Source organism: Vogesella indigofera (assembly GCF_028548395.1).
GTDB lineage: Bacteria > Pseudomonadota > Gammaproteobacteria > Burkholderiales > Chromobacteriaceae > Vogesella > Vogesella indigofera_A.
This window is the reverse complement of the sequence record NZ_JAQQLA010000003.1, coordinates 504,960-526,160: the sequence shown is the minus strand read 5'-3', so window position 1 is coordinate 526,160 and position 21,201 is coordinate 504,960. Positions and strand designations below refer to the sequence as shown.

Sequence of the window (21,201 nt, the reverse complement as noted above, 5' to 3'; positions counted from 1 at the left end):
CCATGAATTTATTCACCTGGTCTTTCCTGTTCGCCGTTTTGCTGTCGCTGGCGCTGCGGCTATACCTGTCGCAACGCCAGATCCGCCATGTAAAGCAGCATGCGGCCAAGGTGCCGGCCGCCTTCCGTGACCGCATCACGCTGCAGCAGCACCAGCTGGCCGCCGACTATTGCGTGGCGCGGCAGCGCCCCGGACAGTGGCAGGCGGCCGCCGACAGCGTGCTACTGCTGGCGCTGACGCTGGGTGGCGGCCTGCAGTGGCTGTGGCAGCTGCTGGCCGCGTACGGCCTGGGCGGTTTGTGGCAAGGAGTGGCGCTGATCGGCGTGCTGGCGCTGCTCAGCAGCGTGCTCAGCCTGCCGTTCAGCCTGTATCGCACCTTTGTTACCGAGAAGCGCTTCGGCTTCAACCGCACCAGTTGGCCACTCTATATCGCCGACATGACCAAGGGCGGCGTACTGGCCGCCATCGTCGGCGCGCCGCTGGTTACGTTGATCCTGTGGCTGCTGCATGCCGCCGGCGACTGGGCGTGGCTGTGGGTATGGTGCAGCTGGACGCTGTTCAGCCTGGCGATGCTGTGGGCGTACCCGACGCTGATCGCGCCGCGCTTCAACCGTTTCACGCCGCTGGCCGATCCGGCGCTGCGCGAGCGCATCGACAACCTGCTGGCACGCACCGGCTTTCACAGTGACGGCGTGTTCGTAATGGATGGCTCGCGCCGCTCCAGCCACGGCAATGCCTACTTCACCGGCTTTGGCAAAACCAAGCGCATCGTGTTCTTCGATACCCTGCTCACCCAGCTGGACGAGGGCGAAGTGGAGGCGGTGCTGGCGCACGAGCTGGGCCACTTCAAGCACGGCCACATCCGCCAGCGCATCGCCACCACCTTCTTGCTGTCCTTCCTCAGTCTGGCTTTGCTTGGTTGGCTGCTGACGCTGCCGGCGTTCTATAACGGCCTGGGTGTTGTCGATACGGCACCGGCGCTGGGGCTGGTGCTGTTCATGCTGGCGGCGCCGGCGTACACCTTCCCGCTGACACCGCTGTTCAGCCTGCTGTCGCGGCGTCACGAATACCAGGCCGACGACTTCGCCGCCCGCCACAGCAGTGCCAGCGAACTGATCAGCGCGCTGGTCAAGCTGTACCGTGACAATGCCAGCACACTGACGCCAGACCCGCTACACTCGCGCTTTTACGATTCCCATCCACCGGCGAGCCTGCGCATCGCCCACCTGGAAAGGCAAGCACAATGAATCTGCAACACATGCACTGCGAGGCTCAGCACGGCCTGCACTCCCTCAGCGAACAGACCCGCGCCGAGCTGCTGGCCCACCTCGACGGCTGGGCGGTAGAGGGCATCGAGCTGGTCAAGACCTTCCGCTTCGACGACTACTACCGCACCATGGCCTTCGTCAACGCGTTGGCCTTCATCGCCCACCAGCAGGATCACCACCCCGACCTGTCGGTGCACTACAACCGCACCGTGGTCCGCTTCAGCACCCACGACGCCGGGGGCCTGACCCTCAACGATTTCATCTGCGCCGCCAAGACCGAAGCACTGGCGGCCGGCAAATGAAGCAGCAAGGTCAGATCATCCGCAGTTACGGCCGCCGCTTCATCGTCGAGTGTGACGGCCAGCAATACGATTGCACCACCCGCGGCAAGCGCGTCGATTACGCCTGCGGCGATCACGTCGAACTGTCGATCATCAACGGCGAGCAGGCGGTGATCGAAAAGGCCTGCGAACGCAAGAGCCTGCTCTACCGTCAGGACGACTGGCGCACCAAGCTGATTGCGGCCAACGTCACGCGCATCGTGTTCGTTACCGCCGCGGTACCCTCGCCCAACGAAGAGCTGCTCAATCGCTGCCTGCTGGCCGCCGAGGCCGCCGACATCGAGCCGATCATCCTCGTCAACAAGTGCGACCTGCCGGAAACCGCCGACTGGCTGGCCAAGCTGCAGCCGTACCGCGAACTGGGCTACACCCTGGTCACCGTCAGCGCCCTGCACGACATCAATGAGCTGCTGCCGCTGGTCAAGGGCCAGACCTCGGTTTTTGTCGGACAGTCCGGCATGGGCAAGTCGACGCTGACCAATGCACTGCTGCCGGCTGCCGAGGCGCGCGTCGGCGATATTTCCATCGCACTGGATGCCGGCCGCCACACCACCACCCACGCCGCGCTCTACCATCTGGACGAAGACAGCCACCTCATCGATTCGCCCGGCCTGCAGGAATTCGGCCTCAGCCACCTAGCAGCCACCGAGCTTGCCGGCCTGTTCCCGGAAATGCGCCCCTACATCGGTCACTGCCGCTTCCACAACTGCACTCACCGCGCCGAGCCCAATTGCGCGATCAAGGGCGCCTGTGATGAAGGCCGCATACGCCCGGCCCGGCTGGCTTTGCTGCAGAAACTGACGAATCAGCTAGTTAATGCCTAACGAATAAAATTTTCGCGTAACAAGCCGTTTACATTTTCTGGTGATGACCCTAATCTGTCATGAAATGACAACAAGGGGGAGCTAGCATCCCCCTCATTCCGACAAAAAGACAAGGAGTCAGCATCATGAGCAAGCGAATCGCGTTGGTTACCGGGGGCATGGGCGGCATCGGCACCGCCATCTGCAAGGCGCTGGCCGACAGCGGCCACATCGTGGCCACCACCTACAGCAAGCCGGGCAAGGACCAGGCCTGGCTGGCGGACATGAAGGGCCAGGGTTACGACTTCCACGCCTTCCAGTGTGATGTCAGCGATTTTGATTCGTGCCAGCAGGCAGTTGCCGCCATCACCGAGCAGCTTGGCCCGGTGGATGTGCTGGTCAACAACGCCGGCATCACCCGCGACGCCAGCTTCCGCAAGCTGGGCAAGGCCGACTGGGACGCGGTGATCAGCACCAACCTCGACTCCGTGTTCAACGTGTGCAAGCCGGTGGTGGAATCGATGCTGGAGCGCGGTTTTGGCCGCGTGATCAACATCTCGTCGATCAACGGCCAGAAAGGCCAGTTCGGCCAGACCAACTACTCCGCCGCCAAGGCCGGCATGCACGGCTTCACCATGGCGCTGGCACAGGAAGTGGCGCGCAAGGGCGTGACCGTCAACACCATCAGCCCGGGTTACATCGGCACCGACATGGTGATGGCGGTACCGGAAGACGTGCGCAACAAGATCATCGCGCAGATCCCGGTTGGCCGCCTGGGCCAGCCGGAAGAAATCGCCGGTCTGGTCAACTACCTGGCCTCCGACCTGGCCGGTTTCATGACCGGTGCCGACTTCGCCATCAACGGCGGTCAGCACATGATGTAAGCACGCCCGCCGCAAGGTTGGCCGCACGCAAAAAGCCGGGATGCATTCCCGGCTTTTTTGCTATGCTGCGTTCCCCTTTTTCACACTGATGGAGTCCTGCCATGGCAGAACAGCTGCTGATCGTCGAAGGCTCGCGCGAGGCGCAATACCAGGCCCTGTTACCGCAGGTGCTGGCACTGATCGAATCCGAGAGCGATATCATCGCCGCCATGGCCAACTGCAGTGCCGCGATCCAGCAGACCTTCAACTGGCTGTGGACCGGCTTCTACCTGGTCAAGGGCGAGCAGCTGGTGCTGGGACCGTTCCAGGGGCCGATCGCCTGTACCCGCATCCCGAAAGGTCGCGGCGTGTGCGGCAGCGCCTGGGCGCAGGCGCAGACGCTGATCGTACCGGACGTGGACGCCTTCCCCGGCCACATCGCCTGCTCATCGGCAGCGCGCTCCGAGATCGTACTGCCGGTGTGCGATGCCGCCGGTACGGTGGTGGCGGTGCTGGACATCGACGCCAGCGAACTGGCGCAGTTCAGCGAGCTTGACCAGCGCTACCTGGCGCCGGTGTGCGCGGCGCTGGGCAAACTGTTCAGCCAGCCAGCAAGCGCCTGACCTGCTGCGCCAGCTGCGCCGCCGGCATCGCGGCCAGCTGCGCCTGTTCGGCCTGCAGCCACAGCAGCAGGTGCGGCAGGCGGTGCTGCTGCAGTAGCGCCTGCTCCTGCTGTAGTTGCTGCAGGGCGCTGCTGCGCTGCTGCTCGGCGGCGGCCAGATCGGCGTGACGCTGCTGCCATTGCTGTCGCAGCGTGTCGCTGTCCGCCAGCCGTTCCTGTAGCGCCGCCAGCTCTGCGGCCAACCTGCCATTCTCCTGCGCGCGTTGCGCCAGCTGCTGCTGGCTGCTGTCGCGCAGCGCCGCCAGTTGCTGTGCCAGCTGTTGCCGCTCCGCCTGCCACTGCTGCTCGCGCTGACGCAGCAGCGTGCGTTCGTCTTCCACCTGCTGGTACAGCTGGATGCGCATGCCTTCCAGCCGCTCGTAGGCCAGCGCCTCGCGCCGCTCGCCATCCTGCTGCAACTGCTGCAACTGCACCGCATGGCGCGCTTCCAGCGCCTCGACGCGCTGGTCGGCTGCTTGCTGGGTGGCGATGATCTGGCCGCGCGCCTCCTGCAGTGCCGCCTCGCTGGCGAGGGCACGTGTCTCCTGCGCCGCCAGCGCCTGCTGCAGCTGTGTCAGGCTGGCGGCCAGCTGCTGCCGCTCCTGCTCGGCGCTGTCGCAGCGCTGGATCAGTGCCTGTTGCTGCGCGCTGGCGGTGGCCAGTTCGCGCTGCGCCTGCGCCAGCTCGGCGACCAGTCGCGCCACTTCCTGTTGTGCTTCTTCGCGCAAGCCGGCCAGGTTCTGCTCCGCCTCGCCGCAGGCCTGCTGCCAGACCTGGGCAAAGGCCTGCGCCAGCGCCGGCGACCACTCCGGGTGGCGGGCACTGGCCGCCATCTTGCCGAGGAATTCCTGCCGCCACTGGCGCAGGGTGTTGTTGATGGTGGTGTTGGAGCCGGTGCCCAGCCGCGCGCGCACCTCCTGCACCGTCGGCCACACGCCAGCGCTGACCAGTTCCAGCGCCACGTCGCGCACTCGTGTATGAATATCCATGCTTGTTTACCTGCTGGCTGTCTGCCTTGTTCTGCGTCGGCACGACACGCCGATTTCTGCAGCGGTGCTTATAACACTGCCAGCCCCACCGCGGCCAGTGCCGGCTCGCACGGCAGCCACACGCTGAACACCGCGCCACCCTGCGACTGGTTGGCAGCCTCGATCACGCCGCCACTGCGCTCCGCCAGCCCCTGACACACCCACAGCCCCAGGCCGGTGCCGTCGTGCTTGCTGGTGAAGAACGGATCGAACAGCCGCGCCATATCGGCCTCGGCGATGCCGCTGCCGTTGTCGGCCACGCTCAGGCGCAGACCGGGGCGGCCGTCGCTGCCGGGCGCGTCGTGCGCCGACAGCGTCAGCACCCCGCCCTGCGGCATCGCCTGGATCGCGTTCAGGATCAGGTTGATCAGGATCTGCTGCAGCTCGAAACGGTTGGCCAGCAGCGTGGCGCTACTGTGCCACTGTTTCACCACCGCGATATTGCCGCGGTTCATCTGGTAGCCGACCAGCAACAGGCTGTCCTGGAATACCTCCTGCGGCTGCACCTGCTGCAGGTCGCCGGCGTATTCGCTCGGTCGCGCGTACTGCAGCAGTTTGGCCACGATCAGCTGGATGCGCTGCACCTGCTCGCGCATCAGGCGGATCTCCGGCTGCACCGGTGCCGCCGCCTCCCCGAGCAGCTCCTGCATCAGCTCCAGATTGCCTTGGATCACCGCCACCGGATTGTTGATCTCGTGCGCGGTGCCGGCCGCCAGCTGGCCGATGGCGGCCAGTTTTTCGGACTTGAACAGCTGCTGCTGCGCGCTGAGCAGGGTATGGTTGGCCGCCGCCAGCTCGCGCGTGCGCTCCGCCACCTTGTCGTCCAGCTCGCCGGCCCAGCGCAGCATGGCCTGGTTCTGCGACTCCAGTCGCGCCAACAGCGCGTCGAAATGCGCGGCCAGCAAGGCCAGCTCGTCCTGCTGCGGCAAGGCCCCGACCCTGGCATCCAGCCGGCCGGCGGCCACCGCGCTCATGGTCTGGCGCAGGCGCTCCACCGGGTCGATTACCGAGCGCGCAAAGCGCCAGCTCACCCATGTTGCCGCCGCCATGGTGATGGCGAACAGCACGAACAGCACCGCCAGCGCCATCCACTTGGCCAGCACGAACGGTTGCTCCAGGAAACCGACGTACAGCATGCCGATACGTTGGCCGCGGCTGTCCAGCAGCGGCTGGTAACCGGACACATACCAGTCGCCGATCACCCTCGCCCGGTTCAGCCAAGCCTGACCGCGGCCCAGTACCTGCTCCGACACCTCCTGCGACACGCGGCTGCCGATGGCACACCCGCCACGCGGGTAAGTCACCGTGGTGGCGATGCGGGTATCGTCGAGGAACAGCGTGGCAGAGCCGCGGCTGCGGATCGGCAGCGAACCCTGCGGATACACCAGATGGCGGATGCGGTCGATGAACTCAATGTTGCGGTTAAGCAGCACGCCGCCGACCAGCACCAGCGGCTGCCCCGGCACCTTGGCCGCGGCGTGCAGCAGCAGGCCGTTGTCACTGACGTTGCGCCGGCTCGGCCGCGCGCCGGGCGTCGCCAGCAATTCGATGTGCGAGCGCGCCTGCAGCAGCGGCGACAGCGCGGCCAGCTGCGCCGGGCTGAACACGTCCAGCGTGGCACGCTGCGTGCCGCCGCTGGCGGCCAGCACCACCGCCGGCTGCGGGTAGCGCAGGCCGTGGCTGGCTGGCAGCGAAGCGGCCACCACTCGCTGGCGCGCGTCCAGCAACAGCAGGTAGTCCAGCCCCAGGCTGCGCGCGCGCTCGCGCAGCAGCGCGTCGGGCGAGCTTGTCCGCGGCTGGCGCCGGGTATCGGCCAGCGCCTCGGAACTGGCCAGTGCCTCGATGCTACGGCCAACGTCGCTCTGCACCCGTTCGAAATAGGTAGCCGCCACCGCTAGATCGCTGCGCACCTTGAAAACCAGCAGCTCCTCGAACGCCGCCCCGCCCCAGCCTGCCAGCAACAGCAGCAGCACCGGAAAGCCGACTACCAGCGGCAGCAGCGCGAGGGTGACGAAACGGGTGCGTACCGAACGGTTCAGCGGCAGCAGCAGGCGCCGCCACAGGCCGGTTACTCGCCCCAGGACAGGCATTTGCGCTCCAGTGTCTTGCGGGAAATGCCGAGCCGGCGCGCCGCCTCCGACTTGTTGCCGGCGCAGGCGGCCAGCACCGCGCGGATATGGCGGGTTTCGACCTGGCTCAGGCTTTCTTCCGCCGGCACCACCCCCGCCGCCAGTTCGCCGACGGCCGAAGGCAGTCGCGTCGCCGGCAGATCCTGCGGCAGATAGCCGAGGATCAGCTGATCGAGGAAGTGCCGGTTGCGATGGTGTACAACGGCGTGTCACACGCGGTGCTGCTGGCCACGCCCTGCGATCTGGCTGACTTCGCGCTCGGCTTTTCGCTGAGCGAGCACATCCTGCACGCGCCTGGCGAGCTGTACGACTGCGAGATCGTCGCCGGCGAGCACGGCGTCGAGCTGCGGCTGGAGATCGCCAGCGCGCGCTTTGCCGCGCTGAAACAGCGCCGGCGCAGCATGGCCGGCCGTACCGGCTGCGGCCTGTGCGGCGTCGACAGTCTGGACGCGGTGGCGCAGAGCATCGCGCCGCTGCCGTTGCGGCCAACCTTGCGCGCCGCCGCGGTCGCCCGCGCGGTGGCGGAGCTGCCGCACTGGCAGCCGTGGCACCACGCCACCGGTGCCGCCCACGGCGCCGCCTTCTGCAACGCCGACGGCGACATCCTGCTGGCGCGCGAGGACGTTGGCCGCCACAACGCGCTGGACAAGCTGATCGGTGCGCTGCGCCGGCAGCGGATCGACACCGGCGACGGCTTTGTGCTGGTTTCCAGCCGTGCCAGCTACGAGATGGTGCAAAAGACCGCCAGCGCCGGCATCGCCGCACTGGTGGCGGTATCGGCGCCGACCTCCTACGCGGTGACGCTGGCCGAGTCCTGTGGCCTGCTGCTGGCCGGCTTTGCCCGCCCCGGGCGGCTGGTGGCCTACAGCCAGCTGCCGCGCCTGATCTGCCCCGAATTGACGAGACCCCACCATGACCCTGTTTGTTGATACCGCCGCCCCCGCCGTCACCCCGGCGCTGCGCCTGGCCGGCATGACCGTGTTCAGCCGCCGCGCCGAGCGCCTGACAACGTTGGCCGCAGGCCACCCGATGCGCGACTTCCTGCTGTTCTGTGCCGCGCTGGCCCGCGCCCAGCACGCCTGTCTGGCCACCCGGGTGGAACACGCGGTGGCCAACAGCGCCAGCCTGCGCCAGTTGCTGACGCTGTTGCAGCGCCATCTTGACGTCGAGCTGCCGCCGGACAGCCACAGTGCGCTGCTGTGCCTGCTGGCACTGGACGATGCCGCGCTGCAGGCGCTGGCCGACGCGCTGCGCCACGGCCAGTACGACGCGCACAGCCCACTGGCCGCCGCCTGGCCCTTGCTCGGTGCCGCCCTGCAGGTGCAGGCCACCATCGTCGTGCGGCAGCAGGATATTGCCGCGCTGCCGGCCGGCGAGTCGGCATGCTGCCCGGCCTGCGGCGGCCTGCCGGTGGCGTCCGTGCTGCGCCGTGGTGATAGCGGCCACGCCGTGCGCCACGTCTGCTGTTCGCTGTGCGCCAGCGAATGGCACGTCAGCCGCGTCAAGTGCGTCGCCTGCGGTAACACCCGCCAGTTGCAGTACCGCAGCCTCGCCGACCGTGACGCCGCAGCGCCGCAGCCGGACCGCAAGCAGCCGCACGCCCATCGCGGCACACAGGAGCTGGAATGCTGTGACAGCTGCCACGGCGCGCTGAAGGTGGTGTCGCGCCTGCAGGATGCCGATGCAGATGCCTTTGCCGACGATGTGGCGTCGCTGGCGCTGGACCTGCTCGCCGGTGACGCCGGCTACGGCCGCATCGGCTTCAACCCCTACTTCCTGCCGGCCCAGGACTGAGCCTTAGCGCCGGCCGGCAAACACGCCGTTTCACCACGCGCTGTAAGCTGCGGCGCCCTGCCACGACCAAGTATCAGGGCGCCGCCCTAGTTCTTACGATCTAGCCGCGATAATGCTTTGTGTGACTGGCAGGCTGTTTGCTAGTGAGTAGAATGAGACATACCCCCCATTTAACGGAAGGACGCCGCATGTTGTCAGACCGTTTCGGCCGCACCATCGACTACCTGCGTATTTCAGTCACCGATCGCTGCGACCTGCGCTGTACCTATTGCATCCCCAAAGGCTTCAAGGGCTTTGAGGAACCGAGCAACTGGCTGACCTTCGACGAGATCACCCGCGTGGTGGCCGCATTCAGCCGCATGGGCACCCGCCGCTTCCGCCTCACCGGCGGTGAGCCGCTGCTGCGCCGCAACCTGCCAGCACTGGCCGCTAGCCTGTCAGCACTGGACGGCGTCGACGACCTGTCGCTGACCACCAACGCCACCCAGCTCAGCCTGCAGGCGCAGTCGCTGCGCGACGCCGGCGTCAACCGCATCAATGTCAGCCTCGATTCGCTGCGCGACGACTGCGTCAGCCGCATCACCGGCAGTGACTGTCTGGACAAGGTACTCGGCGGCCTCGCCAGCGCCAGCCAGGTCGGTTTCGACAGCATCAAGATCAACATGGTGCCGATGCAGGGCGTCAACGACGGCGACATCGAGGCCATGGTCGCGTTCTGCATCGAGCACGGCTTCATCCTGCGTCTGATCGAGGCGATGCCGATGGGCAGCACCGGCCAGCACACCGCCGGCCTCGACCTGCAAAAGCTGCTGGCACAACTGCAGCCGCGCTTTGGCTTGCTGCCGTCGGACAAGCCGCTGGGCGGCGGCCCGGCCCGCTACTGGCGCACGCCGGACGGCCGCTTCACCCTCGGCCTGATTACCCCGATCTCGCAGCACTTCTGTGCCAGCTGCAACCGCGTGCGACTGTCGGTGGATGGCACGCTGTACATGTGCCTGGGGCAGGAAGAACGCTTCGAGCTGCGCCCGCTGCTGCGTGCCGGCTGTAGCGATGCCGAGCTCGAGGCCGCCATCCGCGACGCCATCGAGCTGAAGCCGGAAAAGCACGAATTCCTCGAGCAACCGACGCGCATCGTGCGCTTCATGTCGATGACCGGAGGCTGACATGCCACTGGCCGACCCGCTGCTGGAAGGTTTCCGCCGTTTCCAGCAGCAGTACTTCTCTCCCGATAACGACCTGTTTGCCGCGCTGCGCCATGGCCAGCACCCTGTCACGCTGGTGATCGCCTGTTGCGATTCGCGCGTGCATCCACCGGCACTGATGGGCAGCCAGCCCGGCGAGATGTTCGTGATCCGCAACGTGGCCAATCTGGTGCCGCCCTGCTCGCCGGACAACCAGCACGCCAGCGTCGCCGCGGCACTGGAATTCGCGGTGCTCAACCTGCAGGTGGCGCGCATCATCGTGATGGGCCATGCCGGTTGCGGGGGCATTCGTGCACTAATGCAGCGCAGCACGCCCCAGGACAGTGCACTGACGCGCTGGCTGGACATCGCCGCCCCGGCGCGCGAGCTGGTCTACCGCCACCACGCGGCCGAGGACGAGGCCACCCGCCTGCGCCGTTGCGAGCAGGCCGGCATCCTGGTGTCGCTCAACAACCTGCTGACCTACCCGTGGCTGGCCGACAAGGTGAAAACCGGCGAAGTCGCCCTCGACGGCTGGTATTTCGATCTCAACGACGGCACGCTGTGGGGGCTGGACGCACCGTCCAACCAGTTCGTGCCGCTGGTCTGTCCTCTCGGCCAGCAATAAGCCCCGGCTGTTGCATGCAAATGGCGCCTTCGTGGCGCCCTTTTTGCGTTTGCCGCAAGCAAGCCGGCCTGGGAAAAGCGCACCCGGATCGCCATCCGCCCCAGCCTTGATCGCCACGCGTTGACGATCAGCGCACGACCATGCGTACGAGACGACTTCAACAGAAAGCCACCACCAGCGCCCGACGAACAAGCGGCAAACTAAACCTGCAAAACATTGCGGCCAACCTTGTGCAAGGTTGGCCGCAATGTTTTTCAGGACCGGCTCGCGGGAGCGCGTCAGGCTACTGGCCGAGCTGGGCCAGCGATTGCGGGTCGTTGAGATTGCTGAAGGCGCGGGTGTCGTCGAAATTGACGATGCGGCAATCCAGCAATGCGAGAAAACCGCGCAGGCTGCGTCCGCCGCTGGCCAGATAGTCCGGCAGCCGCGCCAGCGCACTGCGGCGCAGCAGCGCACACACCGGCTGCGGCCCGTTGATGGTGTAGGGACAGCAGGCGTCGGCGCGACGCTCTGCCTGCAGGATGGCCAGCTGCCGCGCCACCAGATCGGCCGGCAGCAAGGGCGCATCGCACGGCACCAGCTGCACGTAGTCGATGCCGTCCGGCAGCTTGTCCGCCAGGGTGGCGACCCCGGCCAGTGGCCCCATGCCCTGCCAGGCGGCCTCGTCGGCAAACACGGCGTGGCCGCTGGCGGTGTAGTCAGCCAGATGACGGTTGGCGCTGATCGCCAGCCAGCCGGCCTGCGGCGCCAGCCGTGCCAGCACGTGGCGGTATAAAGGTTGGCCGCACCACGGCAGCAAGCCCTTGTCCTGACCGCCCATACGCCGGCCTTCGCCCCCGGCCAGCAGCAGCACTGCCACCTGTTCAGTCATGCCAGCGCCCGCATGCCGCGTCGTCGCTGGCCTTGGCTTCGACCCAGCGGCTGCTGCCGTCGACAAAATCCTCGCGTTTCCAGAACGGGGCCTGCGTTTTCAGGTAGTCCATCAGGTATTCGGCGGCGGCGAAGGCGCCGGCACGGTGGCCGGCGGCGATGATCACCAGCACGATGGGCTCACCCGGCGCCAGCGCCCCGACGCGGTGGATGACGCGACAGGCGCTCAGCGGCCAGCGCGCGGCGGCCTGCTCGGCGATGCGGCGGATTTCGGCCTCGGTCACGCCGGGATAGTGCTCGAGAAACAGTGCCGCCAGCGGCGTTGCTTCGTCGTGGGCACGCACCATGCCCTGGAAGGCCACCAGCGCCCCGGCGTCGCCGGCGTGCGCGCGCAGCGCCAGCTCTTCGGCGCCAAGGTCGAAGGCGGCGCTTTGTACGGTAATGTCGCAGTACATGTCAGCCCCCGGTCACGGGCGGCAGGATGCCGACTTCGGCACCGTCCGGAATCGCCACGTCGCCGCGCACGATCTGCTGGTTGACCACCAGGCGGAACACCTTGCCCGGCGCCAGTGCCTGTGACCAGTCCTCGCCACGGCCGCGCAGCACGTCCAGCAAGGTGGCGGAGGTACCGCCGGCCCAGGCCAGCGTTTCCGTGCTGCAGCCCAGCGTGTCCTTGAGGACACCAAAATACAGTAGCGTGATGCTCATGCAGAACCCTTCAGCCAGTTGACAATAAAATCGGCAATCGCGGCGTGATCGTCCAGCGGCAATTGCGGCAAATCGGTTTCGGCGGCGCAGTCGCTGGCCAGCGCGATCACGAACGGGTCGTCCGGGTACAGCCACGGCTTGGCGCAGGCGCTGCGGTGCACCTCGATGCGCGGCACCGGCAGCGTTTTCTGGCCTTCCAGCAGCACCAGGTCGACTGCGGCCAACCTTGACAGCTGCTGCTCCAGCGTCAGCGCTTGCGGGGTCTCGGCAAACAGTCCGAAACGGTAGGGCGATACCACCATCACCTCGTGCGCGCCGCTGGCGCGGTGACGCTGGCTGTCCTTGCCGGCCACGTCCAGCTCGATATCGTGATGGCTGTGCTTGATCACCGACACCGTCAGTCCGCGCGCGGCCAGTAGCGGCAACAATGCGCCGATCAGCGTGGTTTTGCCACTGCCGGACCAGCCGGCAATGCCCAGCACTTTTTGCATACCTTCTCCCTTTGGTGGATTGTGGTCTACGCCATACGGCGCTATCGTTCAACCAGACTCCACACTCGATGATCCAGATGAATCCGCTTACCCATTTCAATGCCGCCGGCCAGGCCCATATGGTCGACGTCGGCGACAAGCCGGAAACCCGCCGCGTGGCGGTGGCCACCGGCCATATCACCATGCTGCCAGCCACCTTTGCGCTGCTGCAGGGCGGCAATGCCAAGAAGGGCGACGTCATCGGCATCGCCCGTCTGGCCGCCATCCAGGGCACCAAGCAAACCGCGAACCTGATCCCGCTGTGCCACCCGTTGGCGCTGACCCGCGTCAACGTCGATTTTAGCGTGGATGAGGCGCTGTCGCGGGTACACATTTTTGTTACCAGCGAGACCGTAGGCCGTACCGGCGTGGAAATGGAAGCGCTCAGCGGCGTGATGGCCGGTCTGCTCACCGTCTACGACATGCTGAAGGCGGTAGACCGCGGCATGCAGATCGACGGCGTACGCCTGCTGGAAAAACAAGGCGGCAAGAGCGGCCACTGGCAAGCCGACAGCAACGATTCTGCGCTGCGCGACCAGTGCTGACCATACGCCGGACGACCTAAGCCATGCCCCTGCCCACCCCCCCCTCCGTGCGCAGCCTGTCCAGCAAGCTGCTGATTCTCACCATCGTCTGGCTGGTGCTGGCGATGACCTCCATCGGCTACACCCTGGTGCTGTCCTGGAAACTGGAAGGCGGCGCCGCCGCCATCAACGATGCCGGCAGCTTGCGCATGCGCAGCTACCGCGTCGCGCTGCTGGTCAGCGAAGGCGCCGATCCGGCCCAGGTTCAGCAAGAAGCAGCCCAGTTCAGCGATACCATGGCGCGACTGCGCAAGGGCGACCCGGCTCGACCGCTGTTCCTGCCCGACAATGTCGAAGTACGCTCGCAGGCGGCGGAAATCGCCCGCTACTGGCAGCACGAGATGCTGCCGAAAATGGCGCAGGCGCAGCTCGACCCGCGGCGCAATACCACCCGCGTCGACCTGGGCGCCTTCGTCAACCGCATCGACAAGCTGGTGCGACTGGTAGAGGAAGACAACGCGCGCAATACCACGCTGCTGCGCTTCTTCCAGATGACGCTGATGGCGATGGCCATCATCGGTGCCATCACCATGATGTACCTGATGTTCCTGCTGATCATCCGCCCGCTGAACGAGCTGGGCGAGGCCATCGTGCAGGTGCGCGATGGCGAGCTGGCGACCCGGGTGCCGGTAGTCGGCAACGACGAATTCGCCATCCTGTCCGCCGGTTTCAACCAGATGGCCGGCCGCCTTCAAGAGCTGTACGCGACGCTGGAAGACAAGGTGCGCGACAAGACGCGCTCGCTGGACGAGAAAAACCGCCAGCTGACCACGCTGTACGGCGTCACCACCTACCTGCACGAGTCGCACGATCTCAACACCATGTGCAAGGGCTTCATCGAGCGCCTGATCCAGCTGACCAATGCCGACGCCGCCAGCGTGCGCATCGTCGACAGCAAGCGCGGCAAGCTGGAGCCGGTGGCGCAGATCGGCTTGCCGGACGGCATGATCCACACCCACGACTGCGCCCACATCGACAGCTGCTACTGCGGCGCCGCCGTCGATCAGCCCAGCTCGGTGATCCGCCTGTTCCGCGAGCTGCCGCAAAAGGAGCAGAAACACTGCGAGCGCGCCGGCTTCCGCAGCGTGTCGATCTTCCACATTCGCGTCAACCAGCAGAACGTCGGCATCTTCACCCTCTATTTCCGTGACGACACCCGCCTCAGTGCGCAGGAGCAGTTCCTGATCGAGACGCTGGGTAGCCACCTCGGCGTCGCCATCGAGAACCTGCGTCTCGCCGCCCGCGACCGCCAGTTTGCGGTCTCGGAAGAGCGCAACCTGATGGCGCAGGGCCTGCACGACAGCATCGCGCAGTCGCTGTCCTTCCTCAACCTGCAGGTGCAGATGCTGGAGAGCGCGCTCGGCGACACCCAGGACGAGCAGGCGCGCGAAAACCTGGCCTTCATCAAGACCGGGGTGCAGGAGTGCTACGAGGACGTGCGCGAGCTGCTGCTCAACTTCCGCACCCGCATCAGCAAGGAAGACTTCCCCGACGCGGTCAACACCCTGCTCAAGCGCTTCGAGCAGCAGGCACGGGTGCTGACCCAGTACCAGCTGCGCGGCAACGGCCTGCCGCTGAACCCGGAACAGCAGCTGCAGGTGATCTTCATCCTGCAGGAGGCGCTGTCCAACGTGCGCAAGCACGCGCAGGCACACCGCGTCGACATCGACATCGACAATCACGACGACTTCGTGATGCGCATCAGCGACGACGGCTGCGGCTTTGACGCCGCGGTACTGGCCGCGCGCCAGGCACGCCACGTCGGCATGTCCATCATGCAAGAGCGGGCATCGCGCATCAACGCCCGCATCCAGATCGAAAACCGGGACGGCGGCGGCACCACCGTCACCCTCACCCTGCCGCACACAGAAAGACAAGCCGCATGAGTACTGCCATCCGTATCTTACTGGTCGACGACCACACACTGTTCCGCAGCGGCCTCAAGGCGCTGCTGCAACGCCAGCCGGATTTCGAGGTCATCGGCGAGGCCGCCGACGGGCTGGAAGGCGTCAAGCAGGCCGAACTGCTCAAGCCCGACGTGGTGCTGCTGGATCTGGACATGCCGGTAATGCACGGTCGCGACGCGCTGTCGCAAATTCTGGTCACCCAGCCGCAGCTGGCGGTGCTGATGCTGACCGTGTCCGAGGACGGAGAAGACCTCGCCGAGTGCATGAAGAGCGGCGCGCGCGGCTACCTGCTGAAGAACATCAACGCCGACTTCCTGCTCAGCAGCATCCGCCGCGCGGTGGACGGTGACAGCGTGCTGTCACCGGAGATGACCGCCAAGCTGGTGGCGCGCCTGCGCGCACCGGTCGCCGAACCGCGCAACCAGGAGCTGGACAGCCTGACGCCGCGCGAGCGCGAAACGCTCAGCTACCTTGCCTCCGGCGCCAGCAACAAGGAAATCGCCCGTGCGCTGGACTTGGCGGAAAGCACCATCAAGGTGCACGTACAGAATATCCTGCGCAAGCTGAGCCTGAGCAGCCGGGTGCAGGCGGCGGTGTACGCGGTGGAGCACGGCCTGGACAAGGCCTGAGGCGGCGCGTCATGACAAGGGGCTTGCACAGCCCCTTGTTTCGCGCTAACGTTATCCCGTTTTTGAATAGCGAAAGAATAGCGATGAGCGAGTTGCTGCAACCCTTCGCCGGCAAGGGCACCGGCCAGCGCATCGCGCTGTTGCGCGCCATCCGCGAGCACGGCTCGATCAGCGCCGCCGCGCGCCAGTGCCAGCTCAGCTACAAGGCGGCGTGGCAGCACATCGACAACATCAACAACCTCAGTCCGCAACCGCTGGTGGCGCGGCTGACCGGCGGCAAGGGCGGCGGCGGCACGCGGCTGACCGCGCTGGGCGAACAGCTGCTGGACGCGTGGGAGAAAACCGGCGTCGCGCTGCAGGCCGGCTCGCAGCAGGAGCGGCAGACGCTGGCGCTGCTGGCCCGGCTGGCGGTGCGTACCTCGGCGCGTAACCAGCTGGCCGGCGAAATCAGCCACATCCAGCGCGGCGCGGTCAACGACACCATCACCCTGCGCCTACCCGGCGGCAGCCAGCTGCAGGCACAGATCACCCGCGAAAGCTGCGACGAGCTGGCACTGCACGAAGGCGGCCACGCCATCGCGCTGATCAAGGCGTCGTGGGTCACCCTGGCGCTACCGCAGGCGGCGGCGCAGATCGCCATCGCCAACCGCCTGCCGGGCAAGGTTGGCCGCATCACCGCCGGCCTGGTCAACAGCGAGGTGATCGTCACCCTGCCCGGCGGCTACAGCCTGTGCGCGATGGTCGACAACGACAGCCTGGCCAGCCTCGCCATCGCGGTAGACGACGCGGTGTGCGCGCTATTCTCGTCCCAGAGCGTGATTCTGGGCATACTCGACTAAACGGAAACCCGATGAAACCTACCCTGCTGTGCAGTCTGCTGGCGCTGTGCGCCACCTCTCTCGCCAACGCCGCGCCGGTACAGGTGGCGGTGGCGGCCAACGTGCAGTATGCGTTTGCCGACATCGCCGCCAGCTTCAGCCGCGACACCGGCATCGCGGTGCAACCGTCGTTCGCCTCTTCCGGCAAGTTCGCCACCCAGATCATGAACGGCGCACCGTTCGAGCTGTTCCTGTCCGCCGACAACGAGTTTCCGCAAAAGCTGGCGCAGGCCGGCTTTACGCTGCAGGCACCGAAAAGCTACGCGCTGGGCGCGCTGGTGCTGTGGTCGAAAGACCCGCAATTCAATACCAAGCAGTGGCAGCAGTGGCTGGCGGCCGGCAGCGGCAAGATCGCCATCGCCAATCCGCGCACCGCGCCCTACGGCAGCGAAGCGCTGCGGGTGCTGGACTACTACCGGCTAAGCGCCAGCGTCACGCCGCGGCTGGTCAGCGGCGACAACATCGCGCAGGCGGCGCAGTTCGTCGACAGCGGCGCGGCGCAGGCCGGCTTTGTCGCCAAGGCGCTGGTGCTGGCGCCGCAGATGAAGGACATCGGCCGCTGGGTGGACATCCCCGCCGCCAGCCACCAGCCCATCGTGCAGGACATGGTGCTGCTGAAACCGGCGGCAGCCAACCCAGACGCGCGCAAGCTGTTCGACTACCTGTCCGGCCCGGCCGCGCGGCAGATCCTGCAGCGCTACGGCTACCGCCTGCCATGAACCGGCTGCCGGCCACCATCCACGCGCTGCACAGCGCCGACGGCCTGCACCTGCTGGAGCTGACGCTGTGCGGCCAACCTTGCACCGCGTTTGCCAGTGCCGCATTGCCGCCGTGGCAGGCCGGGCAAACGGTGGAGGTGCTGTTCCGCGAGCTGGACGTGGCGCTATCCACCGCGCCCTGCCCGACGCTGAGCATCCGCAACAGCCTGCCGTGCCACATCGTGGCCATCCGCCACGGCGAGCTGTTCAGTGATGTCACGCTGCACAGCGCCGGCGCCACCCTGCACGCGGTGATTACCCGCCGCTCCTGCGACTCGCTGGCGCTGCATGAGGGCATGACGGTGTACGCGCTGATCAAGTCCAACGCGCTGCAACTGCTGGAGCCGGCACCATGAGCGGACTCGATCTCGCCCCGCTGTGGCTGACCTTCCGGCTGGCGGCGACCACTACCCTGCTTCTGCTGCTGCTCGGTCTGCCGCTGGCGGCGTGGCTGGCGCACAGCCGATCGCGGCTGCGGCCGCTGGTAGACACGCTGGTGGCGATGCCGCTGGTGCTGCCGCCGTCGGTGCTCGGCTTCTACCTGCTGCTGGCACTGTCGCCGGCCAATGCGCCCGGCGCCTGGCTGCGAGAGGCATTCGGCGTCAACCTGGTGTTTTCCTTTGCCGGGCTGGTGATCGGCTCGGTGCTGTTCAGCCTGCCGTTCATGGTGCAGCCGGTGGCGGCGGCGCTCAGCGGCTTGCCGCCCAGCCTGCGCGAGGCGGCCTGGACCATGGGCAAATCACGGCTCTCCACCCTGCTGCGCGTCGAGCTGCCCTGCGTGCGGCCGGCACTGGTGGCCGGCGTGGTGATGAGCTTTGCCCACACCGTCGGTGAATTCGGCCTGGTACTGATGATAGGCGGCAACATCCCCGGCGTGACGCGGGTGGCGTCGATCGCGGTCTACAACGAGGTCGAGGCGCTGAACTACCCGGCCGCCCACGCCTACGCCGCCATCCTGTGCGCGTTCTCCTTTGCCGTGGTCTTGCTGGTCAACCTGTTGCGCCGCCGCGCGGAGCGTATCGCATGATCGAATTTTCGCTGCAGAAAACCCGCCACGGCGCCAACGGCCAGTTGCAGCTGGACGTCGCCGCCACGCTGGCCGCCGGCAGTTTTACCGTACTCAGCGGCGCGTCCGGCGCCGGCAAGACCACGCTGCTGCGGCTGCTGGCCGGGCTGGAAACGGCCGATGATGGCTGGCTGCGGGTGAACGGCGCCGACTGGCTGCGCGCAAACCACAGCCTGCCGGTGCAGCAGCGCCGTATCGGCATGGTGTTCCAGGATTACGCACTGTTTCCGCACCTTAGCGTGGCCGACAACATCGCCTTTGGCGCCGCACGCGGCGATGGCGCACTGGTGCGGGAACTGCTGGAAGTGTGCGGGCTGGCGGCGCTGGCACGGCAGCGCCCGGCGCAGCTGTCCGGCGGCCAGAAGCAGCGCGTGGCGCTGGCGCGGGCGCTGGCGATGCGGCCAACCTTGCTGTTGCTGGACGAGCCGCTGTCGGCACTGGATCACGGCCTGCGCCGTGAGCTGCAGCGGATGTTGCGTGACATGCACCAGCGCTTTGCACTGACCACGGTGATGGTCAGCCACGATCTGGGCGAGATCTTCGCGGTGGCCGACCAGGTGCTGCAGCTGGAGCACGGCCGCATCAGCGCGCAGGGCACACCGGCGCAGGTGTTTTTGCAGACGCCGCGCGACAGCAGTCGCGTCGCGCTGCACGGCGAGGTGCTGGCCTGCCAGCCGGCCGACGTGATGTGGCGGGTGACGGTGCTGATCGCCGGCGAGCTGGTGGAAGTGCTACTCAGCGCGCAGGATGCTGCCACGCTGAGCGCGGGGCAGCGCATCCGACTGTCGGCCGGCGCACTGCAACCGGGCTAGCTCGCCGGTTTTGATATCGCCAAACGCGATTAGCAATACAGATTTTCTTGGTTTGTTTGCATAAGAGCGCCCGCTACAGTGGTGCCATCACTGCACGCACACAAGGAAACCATCATGTCGTTCTCGTCCCGCCAGATCATCACCGCCCTGCTGCTGGGCAGCGCCAGCTTCGCCTACGCCGATGTCAGCCTGCTGAATGTGTCCTACGACCCGACGCGCGAGCTGTACCAGGATTTCAACACCGCCTTTGCCAAGCACTGGAAGGCCAAGACCGGTGAAACCGTCACCATCAAGCAGTCGCACGGCGGCTCCGGCAAGCAGGCGCGCGGCGTGATCGACGGCCTGGAGGCCGACGTGGTGACGCTGGCGCTGGCCTACGACGTCGACGCGCTGCACACCGAAGCCAAGCTGATCCCGGCCAACTGGCAGAAACGCCTGCCGAACAACGCGTCACCGTACACCTCCACCATCGTGTTCCTGGTGCGCAAGGGCAACCCGAAAGCGATCAAGGACTGGAACGACCTGACCAAACCCGGCGTGGAAGTAGTGACGCCGAACCCGAAAACCTCCGGCGGAGCACGCTGGAACTACCTGGCGGCGTGGGGCTACGCGCTGAAACAGCCGGGCGGCAACAACGTCAAGGCGCAGGACTTCGTGAAGAAGGTGTTCCAGAACGTGAAAGTGCTGGATTCCGGCGCCCGCGGCTCGCTGGTCAGCTTCACCCAGCGCGGCATCGGTGACGTGCTGCTGTCGTGGGAAAACGAAGCCTACCTCGCCACCAAGGAGCTGGGCCCGGACAAGTTCGACATCGTGACCCCGTCGCTGTCCATCCTGGCCGAACCACCGGTCAGCGTGGTGGACAAGGTGGTCGACAAAAAGGGTACGCGCAAGGTGGCCGAAGCCTACCTGCAATACCTGTACAGCCCGCAAGGCCAGGAACTGGCGGCGGCCAACTACTACCGTCCGCGTGACGCCAAGGTGGCTGCCAAGTACGCCGACAAGTTCAGCAAGGTGAAGCTGTTCACCATCGACCAGGTGTTCGGCGGCTGGACCCGCGCGCAGAAGACCCACTTCGCCGATGGAGCGATCTTTGACCAGATCATTACCCGTTGAGCCTGCTGCCGCGCTGAGTACGCTGCTGGTGCTGGCCGATGCCCGCGAGGCGGATGGCCACACCCTGCTGCGGCTCGGGCACCAGCAGAACGCGCTGCTGCTGGCGCGCGCCGCCGAGCTGGACGAGTGGCTGCATAGCCACGGCAAAAGCGTGTTGCTGCTGGCCGCCGGCGAGCTGTGCCTGCCGGCGCTGACGGTGCTGGCGCGCCACCCGCAGCGCACCCTCGGCGCCCTGCTGCTGTCCCCCAGCGGTGACCTCGCCGCCGCCGCGCCGCTGCCCTTCCCCAGCCTCACCGTCTGCCACCCGCCGCAGGCGCACTGGCCGCGGCTGACCAGTACCGTCGCCTTTGCCAGCCGCTGGGGCAGCCGGCTGCACACCCTGCGCGGCGAAGGCGATGCCGCGCTCGGCGAATTGCGCCTGCTGCTGCAACAGCTGCGCCAGCAGGTGGAAGGTTGGCCGCAAGGCAACCTGTAGTCAGCGTGCCGCCCGGCACCCGGCCGCTGACTGCGACCGTTTCTTCCCCTCCCCCGATCTATATCCCTTGCCCACAGGCACAACGCCCGTTGTCCGGCTGACTGCAGCCGCCGCTCACCGGTTGAGGGTTTGCCCGCTCACACCCATCCCGTTCCCGCTGCCGGCTTTTTCGCTT

26 protein-coding genes are annotated in these 21,201 nt (G+C 66.7%); 19 read left to right on the top strand and 7 right to left on the bottom strand.

Annotation, left to right across the window (positions count from 1 at the left end):
- Positions 1-2: 2 nt before the first annotated feature.
- The 5 genes from PQU89_RS04445 to msrC all read left to right on the top strand — a co-directional run bounded on the left by PQU89_RS04445 (position 3) and on the right by msrC (position 3,898).
- Positions 3-1,247 (top strand): M48 family metallopeptidase, encoded by a 1,245-nt coding sequence (locus PQU89_RS04445; protein WP_272764793.1) that lies wholly within the window; start codon positions 3-5, stop codon positions 1,245-1,247.
- On the top strand, positions 1,244-1,570 hold the full coding sequence (locus PQU89_RS04440) for a 4a-hydroxytetrahydrobiopterin dehydratase (protein ID WP_047965400.1): 327 nt from the start codon (positions 1,244-1,246) through the stop codon (positions 1,568-1,570). The genes PQU89_RS04445 and PQU89_RS04440 overlap by 4 nt, the downstream gene beginning before the upstream one ends.
- Positions 1,567-2,433: a ribosome small subunit-dependent GTPase A gene (gene rsgA / locus PQU89_RS04435; RefSeq protein ID WP_255907383.1), complete on the top strand. Its 867-nt coding sequence runs from the start codon at positions 1,567-1,569 to the stop codon at positions 2,431-2,433. The genes PQU89_RS04440 and rsgA overlap by 4 nt, the downstream gene beginning before the upstream one ends.
- Before the next feature lie 125 nt (positions 2,434-2,558).
- The gene (locus PQU89_RS04430) at positions 2,559-3,296 is read left to right on the top strand and encodes a beta-ketoacyl-ACP reductase (protein WP_047965402.1); all 738 of its coding nucleotides are present in this window, start codon (positions 2,559-2,561) and stop codon (positions 3,294-3,296) included.
- Positions 3,297-3,397: 101 nt separating this feature from the next.
- The gene (msrC, locus tag PQU89_RS04425; RefSeq protein WP_272764792.1) at positions 3,398-3,898 is read left to right on the top strand and encodes a free L-methionine (R)-S-oxide reductase MsrC; all 501 of its coding nucleotides are present in this window, start codon (positions 3,398-3,400) and stop codon (positions 3,896-3,898) included.
- Here msrC and PQU89_RS04420 read toward each other — a convergent pair.
- From PQU89_RS04420 to PQU89_RS17140, 3 genes are all read right to left on the bottom strand, one after another.
- Positions 3,876-4,925, bottom strand: a complete 1,050-nt coding sequence (locus PQU89_RS04420; RefSeq protein WP_272764791.1) for a DNA-binding protein — start codon at positions 4,923-4,925, stop codon at positions 3,876-3,878. The genes msrC and PQU89_RS04420 overlap by 23 nt on opposite strands.
- Before the next feature lie 68 nt (positions 4,926-4,993).
- A complete protein-coding gene (locus tag PQU89_RS04415) occupies positions 4,994-7,054 on the bottom strand; it encodes a sensor histidine kinase (RefSeq protein ID WP_272764790.1) in 2,061 nt (686 codons plus the stop codon).
- Positions 7,033-7,131 (bottom strand): helix-turn-helix domain-containing protein, encoded by a 99-nt coding sequence (locus tag PQU89_RS17140; protein ID WP_373322779.1) that lies wholly within the window; start codon positions 7,129-7,131, stop codon positions 7,033-7,035. The genes PQU89_RS04415 and PQU89_RS17140 overlap by 22 nt, the downstream gene beginning before the upstream one ends.
- Before the next feature lie 9 nt (positions 7,132-7,140).
- Here PQU89_RS17140 and fdhD point away from each other — a divergent pair, with 9 nt between their 5' ends.
- The 4 genes from fdhD (at position 7,141) to PQU89_RS04395 (ending at position 10,696) form a co-directional block, all read left to right on the top strand.
- Positions 7,141-8,022: a formate dehydrogenase accessory sulfurtransferase FdhD gene (fdhD, locus tag PQU89_RS04410; RefSeq protein ID WP_272764789.1), complete on the top strand. Its 882-nt coding sequence runs from the start codon at positions 7,141-7,143 to the stop codon at positions 8,020-8,022.
- Positions 8,006-8,887: a formate dehydrogenase accessory protein FdhE gene (locus tag PQU89_RS04405; RefSeq protein WP_272764788.1), complete on the top strand. Its 882-nt coding sequence runs from the start codon at positions 8,006-8,008 to the stop codon at positions 8,885-8,887. Before fdhD ends, PQU89_RS04405 begins: the two co-directional genes overlap by 17 nt.
- 188 nt (positions 8,888-9,075) lie before the next feature.
- The gene (gene moaA / locus PQU89_RS04400; protein ID WP_272764787.1) at positions 9,076-10,050 is read left to right on the top strand and encodes a GTP 3',8-cyclase MoaA; all 975 of its coding nucleotides are present in this window, start codon (positions 9,076-9,078) and stop codon (positions 10,048-10,050) included.
- Position 10,051: 1 nt separating this feature from the next.
- The gene (locus PQU89_RS04395) at positions 10,052-10,696 is read left to right on the top strand and encodes a carbonic anhydrase (protein ID WP_272764786.1); all 645 of its coding nucleotides are present in this window, start codon (positions 10,052-10,054) and stop codon (positions 10,694-10,696) included.
- Between the two features lie 283 nt (positions 10,697-10,979).
- On the opposite strand, the gene mobA is transcribed toward PQU89_RS04395, so the two are convergent.
- The 4 genes from mobA to mobB are packed head-to-tail and all read right to left on the bottom strand — an operon-like array spanning position 10,980 to position 12,765.
- Positions 10,980-11,567 (bottom strand): molybdenum cofactor guanylyltransferase MobA, encoded by a 588-nt coding sequence (mobA, locus tag PQU89_RS04390; RefSeq protein ID WP_272764785.1) that lies wholly within the window; start codon positions 11,565-11,567, stop codon positions 10,980-10,982.
- The gene (locus PQU89_RS04385) at positions 11,560-12,021 is read right to left on the bottom strand and encodes a molybdenum cofactor biosynthesis protein MoaE (protein WP_272764784.1); all 462 of its coding nucleotides are present in this window, start codon (positions 12,019-12,021) and stop codon (positions 11,560-11,562) included. The genes mobA and PQU89_RS04385 overlap by 8 nt, the downstream gene beginning before the upstream one ends.
- A 1-nt stretch (position 12,022) precedes the next feature.
- On the bottom strand, positions 12,023-12,274 hold the full coding sequence (locus PQU89_RS04380; RefSeq protein ID WP_272764783.1) for a MoaD/ThiS family protein: 252 nt from the start codon (positions 12,272-12,274) through the stop codon (positions 12,023-12,025).
- Complete coding sequence (gene mobB, locus PQU89_RS04375) at positions 12,271-12,765, bottom strand: molybdopterin-guanine dinucleotide biosynthesis protein B (RefSeq protein ID WP_272764782.1); 495 nt, start codon at positions 12,763-12,765, stop codon at positions 12,271-12,273. The genes PQU89_RS04380 and mobB overlap by 4 nt, the downstream gene beginning before the upstream one ends.
- A gap of 77 nt (positions 12,766-12,842) precedes the next feature.
- Between mobB and moaC the strand changes: the two genes are divergently transcribed.
- The 10 genes from moaC (at position 12,843) to PQU89_RS04325 (ending at position 21,026) form a co-directional block, all read left to right on the top strand.
- Positions 12,843-13,349 carry a cyclic pyranopterin monophosphate synthase MoaC gene (moaC, locus tag PQU89_RS04370; RefSeq protein WP_120810102.1) on the top strand — a complete coding sequence of 169 codons (507 nt, stop codon included), beginning with the start codon at positions 12,843-12,845 and terminating at the stop codon, positions 13,347-13,349.
- 23 nt (positions 13,350-13,372) lie between these two features.
- Positions 13,373-15,274, top strand: coding sequence for a type IV pili methyl-accepting chemotaxis transducer N-terminal domain-containing protein (locus PQU89_RS04365; RefSeq protein WP_272764781.1), 1,902 nt, complete (start codon positions 13,373-13,375; stop codon positions 15,272-15,274).
- Complete coding sequence (locus PQU89_RS04360; RefSeq protein WP_120809926.1) at positions 15,271-15,924, top strand: response regulator; 654 nt, start codon at positions 15,271-15,273, stop codon at positions 15,922-15,924. Before PQU89_RS04365 ends, PQU89_RS04360 begins: the two co-directional genes overlap by 4 nt.
- 83 nt (positions 15,925-16,007) lie before the next feature.
- Positions 16,008-16,763, top strand: a complete 756-nt coding sequence (locus PQU89_RS04355) for a TOBE domain-containing protein (RefSeq protein WP_272764780.1) — start codon at positions 16,008-16,010, stop codon at positions 16,761-16,763.
- An 11-nt stretch (positions 16,764-16,774) separates the two neighbouring features.
- Positions 16,775-17,521: a molybdate ABC transporter substrate-binding protein gene (gene modA, locus PQU89_RS04350; RefSeq protein WP_272764779.1), complete on the top strand. Its 747-nt coding sequence runs from the start codon at positions 16,775-16,777 to the stop codon at positions 17,519-17,521.
- On the top strand, positions 17,518-17,916 hold the full coding sequence (locus PQU89_RS04345; RefSeq protein WP_272764778.1) for a TOBE domain-containing protein: 399 nt from the start codon (positions 17,518-17,520) through the stop codon (positions 17,914-17,916). The genes modA and PQU89_RS04345 overlap by 4 nt, the downstream gene beginning before the upstream one ends.
- Positions 17,913-18,587: a molybdate ABC transporter permease subunit gene (gene modB, locus PQU89_RS04340; RefSeq protein WP_272764777.1), complete on the top strand. Its 675-nt coding sequence runs from the start codon at positions 17,913-17,915 to the stop codon at positions 18,585-18,587. The genes PQU89_RS04345 and modB overlap by 4 nt, the downstream gene beginning before the upstream one ends.
- Positions 18,584-19,438, top strand: a complete 855-nt coding sequence (locus tag PQU89_RS04335) for an ABC transporter ATP-binding protein (protein ID WP_272764776.1) — start codon at positions 18,584-18,586, stop codon at positions 19,436-19,438. The genes modB and PQU89_RS04335 overlap by 4 nt, the downstream gene beginning before the upstream one ends.
- A 114-nt stretch (positions 19,439-19,552) precedes the next feature.
- The gene (locus PQU89_RS04330) at positions 19,553-20,551 is read left to right on the top strand and encodes a sulfate ABC transporter substrate-binding protein (RefSeq protein WP_272764775.1); all 999 of its coding nucleotides are present in this window, start codon (positions 19,553-19,555) and stop codon (positions 20,549-20,551) included.
- Positions 20,529-21,026, top strand: coding sequence for a hypothetical protein (locus PQU89_RS04325; RefSeq protein ID WP_272764774.1), 498 nt, complete (start codon positions 20,529-20,531; stop codon positions 21,024-21,026). Before PQU89_RS04330 ends, PQU89_RS04325 begins: the two co-directional genes overlap by 23 nt.
- The last annotated feature ends 175 nt before the right edge of the window (positions 21,027-21,201 follow it).

Coding starts and splice junctions, on each gene's coding strand:
- PQU89_RS04445 (WP_272764793.1), top strand. CDS start 3: ATGAATTTATTCACCTGGTCTTTCCTGTTCGCCGTTTTGCTGTCGCTG.
- PQU89_RS04440 (WP_047965400.1), top strand. CDS start 1,244: ATGAATCTGCAACACATGCACTGCGAGGCTCAGCACGGCCTGCACTCC.
- rsgA (WP_255907383.1), top strand. CDS start 1,567: ATGAAGCAGCAAGGTCAGATCATCCGCAGTTACGGCCGCCGCTTCATC.
- PQU89_RS04430 (WP_047965402.1), top strand. CDS start 2,559: ATGAGCAAGCGAATCGCGTTGGTTACCGGGGGCATGGGCGGCATCGGC.
- msrC (WP_272764792.1), top strand. CDS start 3,398: ATGGCAGAACAGCTGCTGATCGTCGAAGGCTCGCGCGAGGCGCAATAC.
- PQU89_RS04420 (WP_272764791.1), bottom strand. CDS start 4,925: ATGGATATTCATACACGAGTGCGCGACGTGGCGCTGGAACTGGTCAGC.
- PQU89_RS04415 (WP_272764790.1), bottom strand. CDS start 7,054: ATGCCTGTCCTGGGGCGAGTAACCGGCCTGTGGCGGCGCCTGCTGCTG.
- fdhD (WP_272764789.1), top strand. CDS start 7,141: ATGGCGGGTTTCGACCTGGCTCAGGCTTTCTTCCGCCGGCACCACCCC.
- PQU89_RS04405 (WP_272764788.1), top strand. CDS start 8,006: ATGACCCTGTTTGTTGATACCGCCGCCCCCGCCGTCACCCCGGCGCTG.
- moaA (WP_272764787.1), top strand. CDS start 9,076: ATGTTGTCAGACCGTTTCGGCCGCACCATCGACTACCTGCGTATTTCA.
- PQU89_RS04395 (WP_272764786.1), top strand. CDS start 10,052: ATGCCACTGGCCGACCCGCTGCTGGAAGGTTTCCGCCGTTTCCAGCAG.
- mobA (WP_272764785.1), bottom strand. CDS start 11,567: ATGACTGAACAGGTGGCAGTGCTGCTGCTGGCCGGGGGCGAAGGCCGG.
- PQU89_RS04385 (WP_272764784.1), bottom strand. CDS start 12,021: ATGTACTGCGACATTACCGTACAAAGCGCCGCCTTCGACCTTGGCGCC.
- PQU89_RS04380 (WP_272764783.1), bottom strand. CDS start 12,274: ATGAGCATCACGCTACTGTATTTTGGTGTCCTCAAGGACACGCTGGGC.
- mobB (WP_272764782.1), bottom strand. CDS start 12,765: ATGCAAAAAGTGCTGGGCATTGCCGGCTGGTCCGGCAGTGGCAAAACC.
- moaC (WP_120810102.1), top strand. CDS start 12,843: ATGAATCCGCTTACCCATTTCAATGCCGCCGGCCAGGCCCATATGGTC.
- PQU89_RS04365 (WP_272764781.1), top strand. CDS start 13,373: ATGCCCCTGCCCACCCCCCCCTCCGTGCGCAGCCTGTCCAGCAAGCTG.
- PQU89_RS04360 (WP_120809926.1), top strand. CDS start 15,271: ATGAGTACTGCCATCCGTATCTTACTGGTCGACGACCACACACTGTTC.
- PQU89_RS04355 (WP_272764780.1), top strand. CDS start 16,008: ATGAGCGAGTTGCTGCAACCCTTCGCCGGCAAGGGCACCGGCCAGCGC.
- modA (WP_272764779.1), top strand. CDS start 16,775: ATGAAACCTACCCTGCTGTGCAGTCTGCTGGCGCTGTGCGCCACCTCT.
- PQU89_RS04345 (WP_272764778.1), top strand. CDS start 17,518: ATGAACCGGCTGCCGGCCACCATCCACGCGCTGCACAGCGCCGACGGC.
- modB (WP_272764777.1), top strand. CDS start 17,913: ATGAGCGGACTCGATCTCGCCCCGCTGTGGCTGACCTTCCGGCTGGCG.
- PQU89_RS04335 (WP_272764776.1), top strand. CDS start 18,584: ATGATCGAATTTTCGCTGCAGAAAACCCGCCACGGCGCCAACGGCCAG.
- PQU89_RS04330 (WP_272764775.1), top strand. CDS start 19,553: ATGTCGTTCTCGTCCCGCCAGATCATCACCGCCCTGCTGCTGGGCAGC.